This window comes from Enterobacter sp. DVT3837, from assembly GCF_056238685.1.
Map to the genome: position 1 here is coordinate 1882518 of NZ_JBWDLA010000001.1, position 13416 is coordinate 1895933.

Here is a 13416-nt window from a genome sequence, read left to right on the forward strand (position 1 = left end):
AAGCCAACCGTTTGCGTGGTTACAACTGTTTCAAATTCGTAAAATTAGGTAAAAGGCTGGTCTCCGTTCATACTGCTCTTTAGAATCATGCCATTCGCTTTTTATACTGCGCTTTGTTAAGGAATTCTCATGCTCAAATCAACACTGGCGGCTGTCGCAGCTGTGTTTGCTCTTTCTGCCGTTTCCCCTGCTGCGCTGGCAGCAAAAGGAGATCCTCACGTCCTGCTGACCACCTCCGCCGGGAACATTGAGCTGGAGCTGAATAGCCAGAAAGCCCCTGTTTCCGTGAAAAACTTCCTCGACTACGTGAACAGTGGTTTCTATAACAACACCACTTTCCACCGCGTGATCCCGGGCTTTATGGTTCAGGGTGGCGGCTTCAATGAGCAAATGCAGCAGAAGCAGCCGAACCCGCCTATTAAAAACGAAGCGGACAACGGCCTGCTGAACAAGCGCGGCACTATCTCAATGGCGCGTACCGCAGACAAAGATAGCGCGACCAGCCAGTTCTTCCTCAACGTGGCGGATAACGCCTTCCTCGACCACGGCCAGCGTGACTTCGGTTATGCCGTCTTCGGTAAAATTGTGAAAGGGATGGATGTGGCGGACAAGATCTCTCAGGTGCCTACCCATGATGTCGGTCCGTACCAGAATGTGCCGTCAAAACCTGTCGTGATCCTCTCTGCAAAAGTTCTGCCATAACCTTCTTCAACACGGGCAATGCTCGCCCGTGTTGTGACCCTCCCTGCGAAAGCGCGTTTTGCTGCTTATACTTGTGGCAAACGGACTATTCAGGGAGGCGTTAAGTGAAAAAACTCACCGATAAGCGAAAATCCCGTCTCTGGGAGCAGCAGCGTAACGTCAATTTTCAGGCCAGTTGCCTCCTTGAAAAAGGTAATGGTCCTTCAGAGCCCCACATTGAGACGCTGGAACTGGGGCCTTCTGCCCCCGGTTTGCCCCATCTGTGCCATATTCACCGCCATTTGTACCGCAGAGAGATGAAGCGGGCAGGCGAGTTACGTACCGACGATATTTTTAAGGGCGACATTCCTTTCTGCCATTTCGAATACATCGAGAAGATGGGTAACGAGCTGATGGCGGCGCTGGAAAGCGAAAAGTATCTCGTGGGTCTTGAGAAAGCGGCGTTTGTTGACAGAGTTAGCCACTATTACTGCGAAATCAACATGCTGCATCCGTTTATGCGCGGCAACGGTATTGCCCAACGCGTTTTCTTCGAGCAGCTGGCGCTCCACGCGGGCTACTCGCTGGACTGGCGCGATATCGATCCCGACCAGTGGGTGGTGGCTAACCGAAGTGGCGCAACGGGAGATTTAACCGCGCTAAACGCTATCTTTGCCAAAGTAGTGAGCGAAGCGCGGGAATCTGAGTAGAATAGGGCGGCATTTTTTTCGGGAGCCGCCATGATTCTGCTGATTGATAACTACGATTCCTTCACCTGGAACCTTTACCAGTATTTTTGTGAGCTGGGTGCAGAGGTGGTTGTCCGCCGCAACGACGACATTAGCCTGGCGGATATTGAAACACTGGCTCCGCATAAAATCGTGATTTCACCCGGCCCCTGCACCCCGTCGGAGTCGGGTATTTCGCTGGAGGTTATCCAGCACTATGCCGGCAAGCTGCCGATCCTCGGCGTCTGTCTTGGCCATCAGGCCATTGCGCAGGTGTTTGGTGCCACTATCGTGCGCGCCGCGAAAGTGATGCACGGTAAAACCTCTCCGGTCACCCACACTGGCGTTGGGGTATTCACCGGGCTCAATAATCCGTTAACCGTGACGCGCTACCATTCACTGGTGATTGACCCGTCGACGCTGCCTGACTGCTTTGAGGTGACCGCCTGGAGCGATACGCAGGAGATCATGGGGATTCGTCACCGCGAATGGGATCTCGAAGGCGTACAGTTCCACCCGGAAAGCATCCTCAGCGAACAGGGCCACGCGCTGCTGGCAAATTTCCTTAAACGCTGAATATTGATTGCCTTGTCGTGATTTTTTATGCATATTTTGTGATTATATTTTCACTATCAATGTGACATAAAATGGATGGGCATGACATGGCAACTGAACAACCTGCAATTACCCGCGCAACATTTGATGAAGTGATTCTGCCGATTTATGCACCGGCTGAGTTTATCCCGGTAAAAGGAAAAGGCAGCCGCGTCTGGGATCAGCAGGGCAAAGAGTATGTTGATTTCGCGGGCGGTATTGCAGTGACGGCGCTGGGCCATTGCCATCCTGCCCTGGTTGAGGCGCTGAAAACCCAGGGCGAAACGCTCTGGCACACCAGCAACGTTTTTACCAACGAGCCGGCGTTACGCCTCGGCCGCAAGATTATTGATGCGACGTTTGCCGAGCGCGTGCTGTTCATGAACTCGGGCACCGAAGCCAACGAAACCGCCTTCAAGCTGGCGCGCTACTACGCAACCACGCGCCACAGCCCGTACAAAACCAAAATCATTGCCTTCCACAATGCCTTCCACGGACGCTCCTTCTTTACCGTCTCCGTCGGCGGCCAGCCGAAGTATTCCGACGGATTTGGCCCGAAACCGGCCGACATCGTCCATGTGCCGTTTAACGATCTGCATGCGGTGAAAGCGGTGATGGACGACCACACCTGCGCGGTTGTTGTCGAGCCGATCCAGGGTGAAGGCGGCGTGACGGCGGCGACGCCAGAATTCCTGAAAGGTCTGCGTGCGCTGTGCGATGAGCATCAGGCGCTGCTGGTGTTTGATGAAGTGCAGTGCGGGATGGGACGTACCGGCGATCTGTTTGCCTATATGCACTACGGCGTGACGCCGGATATTCTCACCAGCGCCAAAGCGCTCGGCGGTGGTTTCCCGGTGAGTGCGGTACTGACGACTCAGGAGATTGCCTCCGCGTTCCACGTTGGTTCTCACGGTTCCACCTATGGCGGGAACCCGCTGGCGAGTGCCGTGGCGGGCGCGGCATTTGATATTATCAATACACCTGAGGTTCTGAACGGCGTCAGCGCCAAGCGCGAGCTGTTTGTGAAACACCTGCAGCAGATTGACGATCGGTTTGACGTGTTCAGCGAGATCCGCGGGATGGGGCTGCTGATCGGTGCCGAGCTGAAACCGCAGTACAAAGGTCGCGCGCGCGATTTCCTGCATGCCGCCGCCCGCGAAGGGGTGATGGTGCTGAACGCGGGACCGGATGTGATGCGTTTTGCACCGTCGCTGGTGGTAGAAGACAAAGACATTGAAGATGGATTAACCCGTTTTGCCGCGGCAGTCGAGAAAATCGTAAAAGGTTAATACTCCGTCCGCTTTAATATCCGCGTTAACCAAATCCCGTGATGCGGACGCTGACGCCATGCCACCGACGAAATGGTGTGCATGGTGTTCAGATGCCCCAGAATGCGCTGTAAATGCTGCTCCAGCGTGCTCATTGGCCCGTGGGTTAACGTCTCCGGCGCTTCCAGAATATTCGAGTCGCCCGACTCGCCCGGCGCGTCATACTCCAGACGCTGCTGACACCGCTGTAAGGCAATTTCACACGACTGCAAATAGCGCTGCGCCAGATCCGGCGTCAGCATCGTGTGCTCGCGCGCCAGCGTGGTCATGGCGTTAATGTGCTCGACGATAAACTGGCTGTGCGTCACCCAGAGCTTCATATCCGCCAGATAGTGCGAGTTAAAGCCCGGCTCCTGCATCGCCTGGTTGAGCGAGTTAAACAGGGCATTGTGCGCCTGGTTGACCTTCATCCGCTGATACGCCAGCGGGGAGGGTTGCGGATCGTCGCTCAGGATCAGACGAATGGCCTGCTGGTCGGCCTCCAGCGCGTCGTGGGCGTTCTGGCGCAACAGTCCGCTTTGCCATTGCGGCCACAGCCAGACCATGCCGCCAAAGGCAATCAGACAGCCAATCAGGGTATCGATCAGTCTGGCGACAATAAATTGTTCGCCATTGAGCGTGAGCAGTTGCAGGGTGTATACCGCCGTTACCGTAAAGCCCACCATAGCCCAGCCATAGTTTTTGCGGATAATCAGGTAGCTCACCAGCGTAATTATCAGCATTCCCGCCAGGGTATAACCTTCCGGCACGTGAAAGTGCAGCGTGACGCCCGCAATAATCAGCCCGGCCATAGTTCCCCCCGCCCGGTGCAGAATACGCACGCGCGTGGCGCCATAGCCGTTCTGGGTGACAAACAGCACGGTCATTAAGATCCAGTAGGGTTTAGGTAGATGCAGCGCCATGCCCATCAGGCTGGCGGTACTGAGCATGACGCTAATCCGTGCGGCGTTGCGCAGAGCGGACGATTTAAGAGACAGATAGCTTCTGAGCGCCGGCAATAACGGCAGACGTTTTTGTTTATCCGCCATGAGATCGCGGGGATAAAGCGGGCGTTGGGTGCGCAACACGCGGGCGATACGGCTGAAATGCCAGGCGGCAAACTGGCCCACCGGGTTGTCCTCATGCTGGCGGGCGATTTTCTCCAGCGTGCCGAGTTGTTTGTCCATGTTAAAACGCGTGGGATAGCGGTGATATAAAATGTCATCAGCCAGCACCCGCAGACGCGCAGAGACGGTTTGCGCATTCCAGCGGATCACCGCTTCGGCATGGCTGCGCTCGACCAGCTTTTGCACCTCCTGAGGATGATGCAGGCTCACGGAGATATGTTCTTGCAGATCCAGCCCCACCTGGAAGATACGCAGCAGCCGTTTGTATTCGTGATTCTTGTTGGCGGCGAGCATGTGTAGTTGCTGATAACACTGGCTTATCAGATCCACCACCTTTTGCTGGCGCGTCAGCAGCGGCGGTAACGATTTTTCCGGATCGGTATGCTGGGTGAGCAGGGTGTATTTGGCCTCGCAGTAATCCGCAAGTTGCACATAGAGCAGGCTCAATGATTCACGCAGGGGCTGTTCCCGCCACAGCCAGAACCAGAACCAGTTAAACAGCCCATACCACAGCGTACCCAGGGCGTAGATCAGTAGCGGCTCCCACACCGGCATGTTACCCGCGAGGCTCAGCGTGAAGATGGCCGCTATCAGTGAGGCGGGAAGCAGGCGCGCATGAAGGGAACTGATTTCAGCGGTGACGCCGAGCGTCATCGCCAGCACGGTCAGGATTAACGGCAGCGGAATATCGCGGGCGAGTAAGAGCTGCACGGCGAGGCTACAGCCAGCAAACAGCGAGCCGCCAATAATCAGACGTTTAAAAAAGCGCTTATGCGGTGTGTCCAGGCCAGCAATGTTGCAGCAGGCGGGCACGAGAGAAAACAGCAGACCTTGCTGAAGATGTCCGAGGATCAGACCGATGGCCACAGGAAGACACAACACCAGCGTTTGTCGCAGTGCATAGTTAACTTCCGGGTGATAAATCAGCCTGCGCCACATGGGGAAGAGAGACAAAAACGGCGTGACACCTTGCGATGGCACGCCGTTTGAGTGGAATTAACGCGTTCCGTAGACCACGATGGTTTTACCGTGGGCGGAGATCAGGTTCTGATCTTCCAGCATTTTCAGAATACGGCCCACTGTTTCACGGGAGCAGCCGACGATCTGGCCGATCTCCTGACGGGTAATTTTAATCTGCATGCCGTCAGGGTGGGTCATCGCATCGGGTTGTTTTGCCAGGTTAAGCAGAGTCTGCGCGATACGACCGGTAACGTCCAGGAAGGCGAGGTTACCCACTTTCTCAGATGTAACCTGCAGACGGCGAGCCATCTGGGAAGAAAGACGCATCAGGATATCAGGGTTAACCTGAATCAACTGACGGAATTTCTTGTAAGAAATTTCAGCCACTTCACATGCTGTCTTTGCACGAACCCAGGCACTACGTTCCTGGCCTTCTTCAAACAGGCCCAGTTCACCGATGAAATCGCCCTGGTTCAGATAAGAAAGGATCATCTCTTTCCCTTCTTCATCTTTGATCAGCACTGCCACCGAGCCTTTTACGATGTAATACAACGTTTCCGCTTTTTCACCCTGGTGAATCAGCGTGCTCTTCGATGGGTACTTATGAATGTGGCAATGAGACAAGAACCATTCGAGAGTCGGGTCTGTTTGCGGTTTGCCAAGCACCATGCGCTGTTATCCTCTGTTATAAGCTGTCACCAGAGTCATCAGATGCATCCGGACTCTGGGGTTGCAATCGAATTCTTACCCATACCCTGGGAAGTCGGCTATCGTAACGTTTCGCAGCCAGTAAAGTTTGATGTCCTCTGCATACATGTGTAACGTCAATGTATTACTGTAGCATCCTGAGTGTTTTAGCATAGCTTTCGCCGCGTGTCTCCTGGTGTCTCGCTTCAGCATGATGCAGGTCGCCTTCCATTGCGAGAAATGTAACGCACGCGTAATCTGTCACCAAAAATGCAACGTTGGAGTTAATGAATATGCAAGCGCGCGTGAAATGGGTTGAAGGTTTAACGTTCCTGGGCGAGTCCGCTTCAGGGCACCAGGTTTTGATGGATGGTAACTCCGGCGATAAAGCACCAAGCCCGATGGAGATGGTATTGATGGCTGCCGGTGGATGCAGCGCGATTGATGTGGTCTCGATTCTGCAAAAAGGCCGTCATGATGTAACGGATTGCGAAGTTAAACTCACATCGGAACGTCGTGAAGAGGCGCCACGCCTGTTCACCCATATTAACCTGCACTTTGTGGTCACCGGTAAAGACCTGAAAGACGCGGCCGTTTCACGCGCGGTGGACTTGTCTGCGGAGAAATACTGCTCTGTGGCGTTAATGCTGGAGAAAGCGGTAAAAATTACACATTCGTATGAAGTGATCGAGGCGTGATTGATGGGGCATCGTGCGTGTTGATGCCCTCACCCTAACCCTCTCCCACCGGGAGAGGGAATATGATCACGCGATCTGCTTCCCTTCCATCAACCGCTGTACCAGCGGCGTCATGATGAGCTCCATCGCCAACCCCATTTTTCCGCCCGGCACCACTAATGTATTCATGTGCGAAATAAACGAGCCCTGCAGCATGGCCAGCAGCCAGGGGTAATCAATGCCTTCGAGGTTGCGGAAATGGATCACCACAAAGCTCTCATCCAGCGACGGGATGCTTTTGGCCGCGAATGGGTTGGAGGTATCGACTGTCGGTACTCGCTGGAAGTTAATATGGGTACGGGAGAACTGCGGCGTCAGGAAATTAATGTAATCCTCCATGGAGCGCACCACGGAGTCCATCACCGCTTCTCGTGAATGGCCGCGCTCGCTCATGTCACGCGTCAGCTTCTGGATCCACTCCAGGTTCACGATCGGTACCACGCCAACCAGCAGATCCACATGGCGCGCTACGTCGTGATGGGGAGTTACCACGCCGCCATGCAGCCCTTCATAAAACAGCACGTCAGTGGGTTCCGGCAGGGGTTGCCAGGGGGTAAAGGTACCCGGCACCTGGTTCCATGGCACGGCTTCATCGTAAGTATGCAGATACTTGCGGGATTGCCCTGTGCCGCTCTTGCCATATTCGACGAAGGTTTGCTCCAGCAGGCCGAAGTCATTGGCTTCCGGGCCAAAGTAGCTGATGTGTTTACCCAGATCGCGCGCTTTACGGATGGCCATGTCCATCTCCGGGCGCGTATAGCGGTGAAAGCTGTCGCCTTCGACCTCCGCCGCACGGAGATTCAGCTGGGCGAAAATCTTGCGAAATGCGAGGCTGGTGGTGGTGGTTCCCGCACCACTCGACCCCGTAACGGCAATAACCGGATGTCTGGCAGACATAGCAACTCCCTGACTGGAAAGGTTGAAAGATCAGCCGTGAAACGCGTTGCGGGGCATGATATTGACCGTCTCATGCAGTTCTGACCATACCAGCACCACGTCGCCGCTTTTGAGCTGGCGCTTTACATCGTTGACCTTTTGCTCGAGCGAGCGTTCTTGTTCACCATAATCTGTGCCTTCGCGTAATACAAAGCTTTCAATCAGATTATCGAGCGTTTCGGGAGCCAGATCCTGCCAGGGAATGATCATTTTGCACCGTCCAGATACGGGGTTAACCAGTCAGGAATACGCGTCTCAAGCCACATTTTCGGGCGACGCAGTGTGCCACCGATAAACCCGACGTGGCCGCCATGCTCCGTCAACTGATAGTGAACGTTGTCGGGCAGGAATTCCTGAGCGGGAATAGAATGATGATCCATAAACGGGTCATCTTTGGCATGAATGATCAGCGTCGGCTGCGTAATCTTGCTGAGCAGCGGCATGGCGCTGCACTGACGATAGTAGTCAATCGCGTCGGCAAAGCCGTGGATTTTTGCGGTGATCAGATCGTCGAACTCGCGAATGCGACGCACTTTTTTTAACTGACGCAGACTTATCGGAAGCGTCTCCGGGTAGGCTTTCAGTTTGCGCGCCGCGTTTGCTTTCAGCAGGTTAAGCAGGTAGCGCTGATAGACGCGGGAAAAACCTTTATCCATATGGTAGCTACACTGCTCCAGCATAAATGGTGCAGAGACAATGACGGCGGCATCCAGCGGGACGCTTTCGCCCTCTTTGGCCAGCAAACAAGCCAGCATATTCCCGCCCAGCGAGTAGCCCACGGCTGCCGTTGGCACGGTGCCATAGTTTTCCCGCAGCCAGTGTAAAAACCACGTACCGTCCTCGGTTTCACCCGAGTGATAAATGCGTTTCTGGCGATTTGGCTCGCCGCTACAGCCGCGAAAATGCATCACCACACCGAGCCAGCCACGCGCTTTTGCCGCCTCAATTAACCCGTGCGCATACGGACTGTGCAGGCTACCTTCCAGACCGTGAAAGACCACCAGACGCGGCTTATGGCGAGCCTGTTCCGGTTCCTCGCTCCAGGCGAGATCCAGAAAGTCTCCGTCCGGTAAATCCAGCCGTTGCCAGTGCGGGGTGAACTGAACCTTGCGACGGATAAGCCGTGGCAGCATGGTTTGCAGGTGGCGATTGGACACGCCGCGCATGGGCACGAACTCAGCGCTCTCTTCAGTAGCTATGTCGAAGTCTGATGGAATGATTTGGGTCATAACGATGCGATGCTAATTCTTGTCAGTTATTTACTATAATCGCTTCCAGCTGTTCCTGAGCGTCCAGCCACGCCATCTCGCACTCTTCGAGGCTGGATTTCGTTTTGGCCTGAGTTTGCAGACAGTCAGTCAGCTCAGCTTTGCGGCTCTGGTCATACAGACCGCTATCGCCCAGCTTCTCTTCAACGGTAGCGAGTGTCGCATTAAGTTTTTCCATCTCTTTTTCGAGACGGGCGATCTCTTTGCGTAGCGGCTGTGTCTGGGTGCGAAGTTCCGCGTCGCGGCGCTTTTGGTCTTTACGCGCCTGCGCGCTGTTGGCGTTCTCTTTCGCGGACTCCTCCGGCTGGTTTTCCTGCTTCTGCACGTCGGTCAGCCACTGCTGGTAGTCTTCCAGGTCACCGTCGAATGGTTCAACTTTGCCGTCATGCACTAAGTAGAGATCGTCGGTGGTGGAGCGGATAAGGTGGCGATCGTGCGAGACGACAACCAGCGCGCCTTCAAACTCAATCAGCGCTTCAGTTAGCGCCTGACGCATATCGAGATCCAGGTGGTTAGTCGGTTCATCAAGAAGCAGCAGGTTCGGACGTTGCCAGACGATCAGTGCCAGCACCAGACGGGCCTTTTCGCCACCGGAGAAGCGCTCGGTGTTTTCGGTGACCTTATCACCCTGGAAGCCAAAACCGCCGAGGTAGTCACGTAGCTTCTGCTCCATCTCCTGCGGCGCCAGACGCGCGAGGTGCTGAATCGGGGATTCATCCGCGCGTAAAAATTCCAGCTGATGCTGGGCGAAGTAACCCAGCTTGATGCCCTTCGCGAGACCGATTTCACCGCTGACCGGGTTAAGCTCGCCCGCCAGCAGTTTGATCAACGTTGATTTACCTGCACCGTTGCGTCCCAGCAGGCCAATGCGCGAACCCGGCACCAGGTTGAGCTTGATGGAGTCGAGAATAGTGCGTTCGCCGTAGCCCGCGCTGACTTTTTCCATCTTCAGCAGTGGGTTTGGCAGGCTTTCCGGCGCGCGGAAGCTGAAGTGGAACGGGTTATCCACGTGCGCCGGGGCAATCATCTCCATGCGTTCCAGCATTTTGATGCGGCTCTGGGCCTGTTTCGCTTTTGACGCTTTGGCCTTGAAGCGATCCACGAAACTCTGCAGGTGCGCCACGCGCTGCTGCTGGCTTTCGTACATGGACTGCTGCTGGGCAAGACGCGTCGCGCGCTGGCGCTCGAAGGAGCTGTAGTTGCCGGTGTACTCGAACATCGTTTGCTGTTCGATATGAATGATTTTATCCACCACCGGGTCGAGAAAGTCACGGTCGTGGGAGATCAGAATCAGAGTGCCCTGATAGCTCTTGAGCCACTTCTCCAGCCAAATAACCGCATCGAGATCCAGGTGGTTCGTCGGTTCATCGAGCAACAGTAGATCGGAGCGGCAGATCAGTGCCTGCGCCAGGTTGAGGCGCATACGCCAGCCGCCCGAGAAGTCGCTGACCGGGCGTTCCAGCTGTTCATTGCTGAAGCCCAGGCCGTGCAGCAGGCTGGAGGCGCGGGAGCGAATGGTCCATGCGTCGATGGCGTCCAGCTTGCCGTGAACGGTGGCGATGGCGTGACCGTCGTTGCGCTCGTTGGCGGCGTTAAGTTCCGCTTCCAGCTTACGGTATTCACGGTCACCGTCGATAACATAGTCGAGAGCCGGTTCGCTCAGGGCGGGCGTCTCCTGGTTCACCCAGGCGAGCTGCCAGTTCCCCGGGAAGGTAAAGTTACCGCCATCCGCGCTAATCTCGTTTTTCAGCAGCGCCAGCAGAGTGGATTTACCACAGCCGTTTTTGCCGACCAGACCCACTTTTTGGCCAGGGTTGATGGTTGCAGTGGCGTTATCCAGCAGGACGCGCACGCCGCGACGAATTTGTAACGAGGAGAAAACAATCATAGAAGCGCCGTATGTTCCGACTATGTTAATTTGTCATTATGATAATGTAAGGTGTGGGCTATTTTCCGCACCGGGCCGCCATGGTAGCCCAAAACAACGACGATACACAAAAACAGAAACAAGACCGGGAGGGGAATGATGTCTCAGACAGCAAAAGTGCTGCTGCTGTATGCCCATCCGGAATCTCAGGACTCGGTGGCAAACCGGGTGCTGCTTAAGCCGGCCACACAGCTCAGTAACGTGACGGTGCACGATCTTTACGCGCACTATCCTGATTTCTTTATTGATATCCCTTACGAGCAGGAACTGCTGCGTCAGCACGACGTCATTGTGTTCCAGCATCCGCTTTATACCTATAGCTGCCCGGCTCTGCTCAAAGAGTGGCTGGACCGCGTGCTGAGCAGGGGATTCTCCAGTGGGGTAGGGGGCAACCAACTGGCGGGAAAGTACTGGCGTAGCGTTATTACTACCGGTGAACCGGAAAGCGCATACCGTTATGACGGGCTGAACCGCTATCCGATGAGTGACATCCTGCGTCCATTCGAACTGACGGCAGCGATGTGTCGTATGCACTGGATGAGCCCGATTATTATCTACTGGGCACGTCGTCAGGATCCGAAAGAACTGGCAAGCCACGCCAGAGCTTATGGTGAATGGCTGGCGTCACCGATTCCGGCAGGAGGACGTTAATGGAAGGATCGAATCTACTCCTTGCCGGAGTGCTGTTTTTATTTGCGGCCGTCGTCGCGGTTCCGCTTGCTGCACGTATTGGAATAGGAGCAGTGCTGGGCTATCTGCTGGCAGGGATCGCGATTGGCCCCTGGGGACTTGGATTCATCAGCGATGTAGATGAGATTCTCCATTTCTCCGAGCTGGGCGTGGTGTTCCTGATGTTCATCATCGGCCTTGAGCTGAACCCCTCTAAATTGTGGCAACTCAGACGCTCTATCTTCGGTGTGGGTGCTGCACAGGTGCTGTTCAGCGCCGCGATTCTGGGTGGCCTGTTAATGCTGACCAACTTCTCCTGGCAGGCGGCGGTGATCGGTGGGATAGGTCTTGCGATGTCGTCGACGGCAATGGCGCTTCAGTTAATGCGCGACAAAGGGATGAACCGCAACGAAGCAGGGCAACTGGGTTTTTCGGTGCTGCTGTTTCAGGATCTGGCGGTGATCCCCGCGATGGCTCTGGTGCCGCTATTGGCAGGCTCCGGCGACGATCACTTTGACTGGGCAAAAATCGCCATGAAGGTGCTGGCCTTCGCCGGTATGCTGATTGGCGGACGTTTCCTGTTACGCCCTGTGTTCCGCTTTATTGCCGCGTCGGGCGTACGGGAGGTGTTCACCGCTGCGACGCTGCTGCTGGTGCTGGGATCGGCGCTGTTTATGGATGCGCTGGGGCTGTCGATGGCGCTCGGGACCTTCATTGCCGGGGTGCTGCTTGCTGAGAGCGAATATCGTCACGAACTGGAAATTGCCATCGATCCCTTCAAAGGGCTGCTGTTAGGGCTTTTCTTTATTTCGGTGGGTATGGCGCTTAACCTTGGCGTTCTTTATACCCATCTGCTGTGGGTTGTCGTGAGCGTTGCCATTCTGGTGGCGGTGAAAACACTGGTGCTGTATGTCATGTCGCGCATTTACGGGCTACGCAGTTCGGAACGTATGCAGTTTGCCAGCGTATTAAGCCAGGGAGGCGAGTTCGCGTTTGTGCTGTTTTCCACTGCATCTTCCCAGAAGCTGTTTAAAGACGATCAGATGGCTCTGCTGCTGGTGACGGTGACGCTGTCCATGATGACCACGCCGCTGTTGATGAAGCTGGTGGATAAACTTCTGTCACGCCGCCTGAATCCCGCTGATGATGAAGACGAAGCGCCGTGGGTGGAAGACGATAAGCCGCAGGTGATTGTGGTGGGCTTTGGCCGTTTCGGACAGGTTATCGGACGTTTGCTGATGGCGAACAAAATGCGCATTACGGTGCTGGAGCGTGATATCAGCGCGGTTAATCTGATGCGCAAATATGGCTACAAGGTGTATTACGGCGATGCGACCCAGCTCGAGCTACTGCGCTCGGCGGGAGCGGAGGCAGCAGAGTCTATCGTGATTACCTGTAACGATCCGGAAGATACGATGAAGCTGGTGGAGCTGTGTCAGCAGCATTTCCCGCATCTGCATATTCTGGCGCGTGCGCGGGGACGTGTTGAAGCTCACGAATTGTTGCAGGCGGGTGTGAAACACTTCTCCCGTGAGACGTTCTCCAGTGCGCTGGAGCTGGGACGCAAGGCGTTGATCTCGCTCGGTATGCATCCGCATCAGGCGCAGCGTGCGCAAATGCACTTCCGCCGGCTGGATATGCGAATGCTGCGTGAGCTGATGCCGGTACATACGGATACCGCGCAGATCTCACGCGTGCGGGAAGCGCGTCGCGAGCTGGAGGAGATTTTCCAGCGAGAGATGCAACTGGAACGACGACAGCTTGATGGCTGGGATGAATTTGAATAAAGGGTAAC

The 13416-nt window shown here is 55.3% G+C and carries 13 protein-coding genes; 7 read left to right on the top strand and 6 right to left on the bottom strand.

Going from position 1 to position 13416, the window contains the following annotated elements; translation table 11 throughout:
- Window positions 1-129 precede the first annotated feature (129 nt).
- The 4 genes from ppiA to argD all read left to right on the top strand — a co-directional run bounded on the left by ppiA (window position 130) and on the right by argD (window position 3292).
- Window positions 130-702 carry a peptidylprolyl isomerase A gene (gene ppiA / locus AC0XWG_RS09125; protein ID WP_023309471.1) on the top strand — a complete coding sequence of 191 codons (573 nt, stop codon included), beginning with the start codon at window positions 130-132 and terminating at the stop codon, window positions 700-702.
- 104 nt (window positions 703-806) lie between these two features.
- On the top strand, window positions 807-1391 hold the full coding sequence (locus AC0XWG_RS09130; protein WP_128348348.1) for a putative adenosine monophosphate-protein transferase Fic: 585 nt from the start codon (window positions 807-809) through the stop codon (window positions 1389-1391).
- A gap of 30 nt (window positions 1392-1421) precedes the next feature.
- Complete coding sequence (pabA, locus tag AC0XWG_RS09135) at window positions 1422-1985, top strand: aminodeoxychorismate synthase component 2 (RefSeq protein WP_128348347.1); 564 nt, start codon at window positions 1422-1424, stop codon at window positions 1983-1985.
- Between the two features lie 86 nt (window positions 1986-2071).
- Window positions 2072-3292: a bifunctional acetylornithine/succinyldiaminopimelate transaminase gene (gene argD / locus AC0XWG_RS09140; RefSeq protein ID WP_028018003.1), complete on the top strand. Its 1221-nt coding sequence runs from the start codon at window positions 2072-2074 to the stop codon at window positions 3290-3292.
- On the opposite strand, the gene AC0XWG_RS09145 is transcribed toward argD, so the two are convergent.
- Complete coding sequence (locus AC0XWG_RS09145; protein ID WP_257247867.1) at window positions 3289-5376, bottom strand: YccS/YhfK family putative transporter; 2088 nt, start codon at window positions 5374-5376, stop codon at window positions 3289-3291. The genes argD and AC0XWG_RS09145 overlap by 4 nt on opposite strands.
- A 57-nt stretch (window positions 5377-5433) precedes the next feature.
- Window positions 5434-6066, bottom strand: coding sequence for a cAMP-activated global transcriptional regulator CRP (gene crp, locus AC0XWG_RS09150; protein ID WP_000242758.1), 633 nt, complete (start codon window positions 6064-6066; stop codon window positions 5434-5436).
- A 311-nt stretch (window positions 6067-6377) separates the two neighbouring features.
- Here crp and AC0XWG_RS09155 point away from each other — a divergent pair, with 311 nt between their 5' ends.
- Window positions 6378-6782, top strand: coding sequence for an OsmC family protein (locus AC0XWG_RS09155; RefSeq protein ID WP_028018001.1), 405 nt, complete (start codon window positions 6378-6380; stop codon window positions 6780-6782).
- A gap of 66 nt (window positions 6783-6848) precedes the next feature.
- Here AC0XWG_RS09155 and AC0XWG_RS09160 read toward each other — a convergent pair whose 3' ends face one another.
- Genes AC0XWG_RS09160 through AC0XWG_RS09175 form a run of 4 tightly spaced genes read right to left on the bottom strand, consistent with a single transcriptional unit; the run spans window position 6849 to window position 10913 of the window.
- Entirely contained in the window at window positions 6849-7718 is an 870-nt protein-coding gene (locus AC0XWG_RS09160; protein WP_028018000.1) for a phosphoribulokinase, read from the bottom strand.
- Window positions 7719-7748: 30 nt separating this feature from the next.
- Window positions 7749-7967, bottom strand: coding sequence for a YheU family protein (locus AC0XWG_RS09165; RefSeq protein ID WP_008503016.1), 219 nt, complete (start codon window positions 7965-7967; stop codon window positions 7749-7751).
- Window positions 7964-8986, bottom strand: coding sequence for a hydrolase (locus AC0XWG_RS09170; RefSeq protein ID WP_028017999.1), 1023 nt, complete (start codon window positions 8984-8986; stop codon window positions 7964-7966). The genes AC0XWG_RS09165 and AC0XWG_RS09170 overlap by 4 nt, the downstream gene beginning before the upstream one ends.
- A gap of 22 nt (window positions 8987-9008) precedes the next feature.
- On the bottom strand, window positions 9009-10913 hold the full coding sequence (locus AC0XWG_RS09175) for an ABC transporter ATP-binding protein (protein WP_049007349.1): 1905 nt from the start codon (window positions 10911-10913) through the stop codon (window positions 9009-9011).
- A gap of 138 nt (window positions 10914-11051) precedes the next feature.
- On the opposite strand from AC0XWG_RS09175, the gene kefG reads away from it, so the two are divergent.
- Both kefG and kefB read left to right on the top strand, forming a co-directional pair.
- Window positions 11052-11603 (top strand): glutathione-regulated potassium-efflux system ancillary protein KefG, encoded by a 552-nt coding sequence (kefG, locus tag AC0XWG_RS09180; RefSeq protein WP_014833523.1) that lies wholly within the window; start codon window positions 11052-11054, stop codon window positions 11601-11603.
- On the top strand, window positions 11603-13408 hold the full coding sequence (gene kefB / locus AC0XWG_RS09185; protein ID WP_475680539.1) for a glutathione-regulated potassium-efflux system protein KefB: 1806 nt from the start codon (window positions 11603-11605) through the stop codon (window positions 13406-13408). The genes kefG and kefB overlap by 1 nt, the downstream gene beginning before the upstream one ends.
- The last annotated feature ends 8 nt before the right edge of the window (window positions 13409-13416 follow it).

Bases quoted from the DNA above. Each gene is read 5' to 3' on its own strand.
- ppiA (WP_023309471.1), top strand. From the start codon at position 130: ATGCTCAAATCAACACTGGCGGCTGTCGCAGCTGTGTTTGCTCTTTCT.
- pabA (WP_128348347.1), top strand. From the start codon at position 1,422: ATGATTCTGCTGATTGATAACTACGATTCCTTCACCTGGAACCTTTAC.
- argD (WP_028018003.1), top strand. From the start codon at position 2,072: ATGGCAACTGAACAACCTGCAATTACCCGCGCAACATTTGATGAAGTG.
- AC0XWG_RS09145 (WP_257247867.1), bottom strand. From the start codon at position 5,376: ATGTGGCGCAGGCTGATTTATCACCCGGAAGTTAACTATGCACTGCGA.
- crp (WP_000242758.1), bottom strand. From the start codon at position 6,066: ATGGTGCTTGGCAAACCGCAAACAGACCCGACTCTCGAATGGTTCTTG.
- AC0XWG_RS09155 (WP_028018001.1), top strand. From the start codon at position 6,378: ATGCAAGCGCGCGTGAAATGGGTTGAAGGTTTAACGTTCCTGGGCGAG.
- AC0XWG_RS09160 (WP_028018000.1), bottom strand. From the start codon at position 7,718: ATGTCTGCCAGACATCCGGTTATTGCCGTTACGGGGTCGAGTGGTGCG.
- AC0XWG_RS09165 (WP_008503016.1), bottom strand. From the start codon at position 7,967: ATGATCATTCCCTGGCAGGATCTGGCTCCCGAAACGCTCGATAATCTG.
- AC0XWG_RS09170 (WP_028017999.1), bottom strand. From the start codon at position 8,986: ATGACCCAAATCATTCCATCAGACTTCGACATAGCTACTGAAGAGAGC.
- AC0XWG_RS09175 (WP_049007349.1), bottom strand. From the start codon at position 10,913: ATGATTGTTTTCTCCTCGTTACAAATTCGTCGCGGCGTGCGCGTCCTG.
- kefG (WP_014833523.1), top strand. From the start codon at position 11,052: ATGTCTCAGACAGCAAAAGTGCTGCTGCTGTATGCCCATCCGGAATCT.
- kefB (WP_475680539.1), top strand. From the start codon at position 11,603: ATGGAAGGATCGAATCTACTCCTTGCCGGAGTGCTGTTTTTATTTGCG.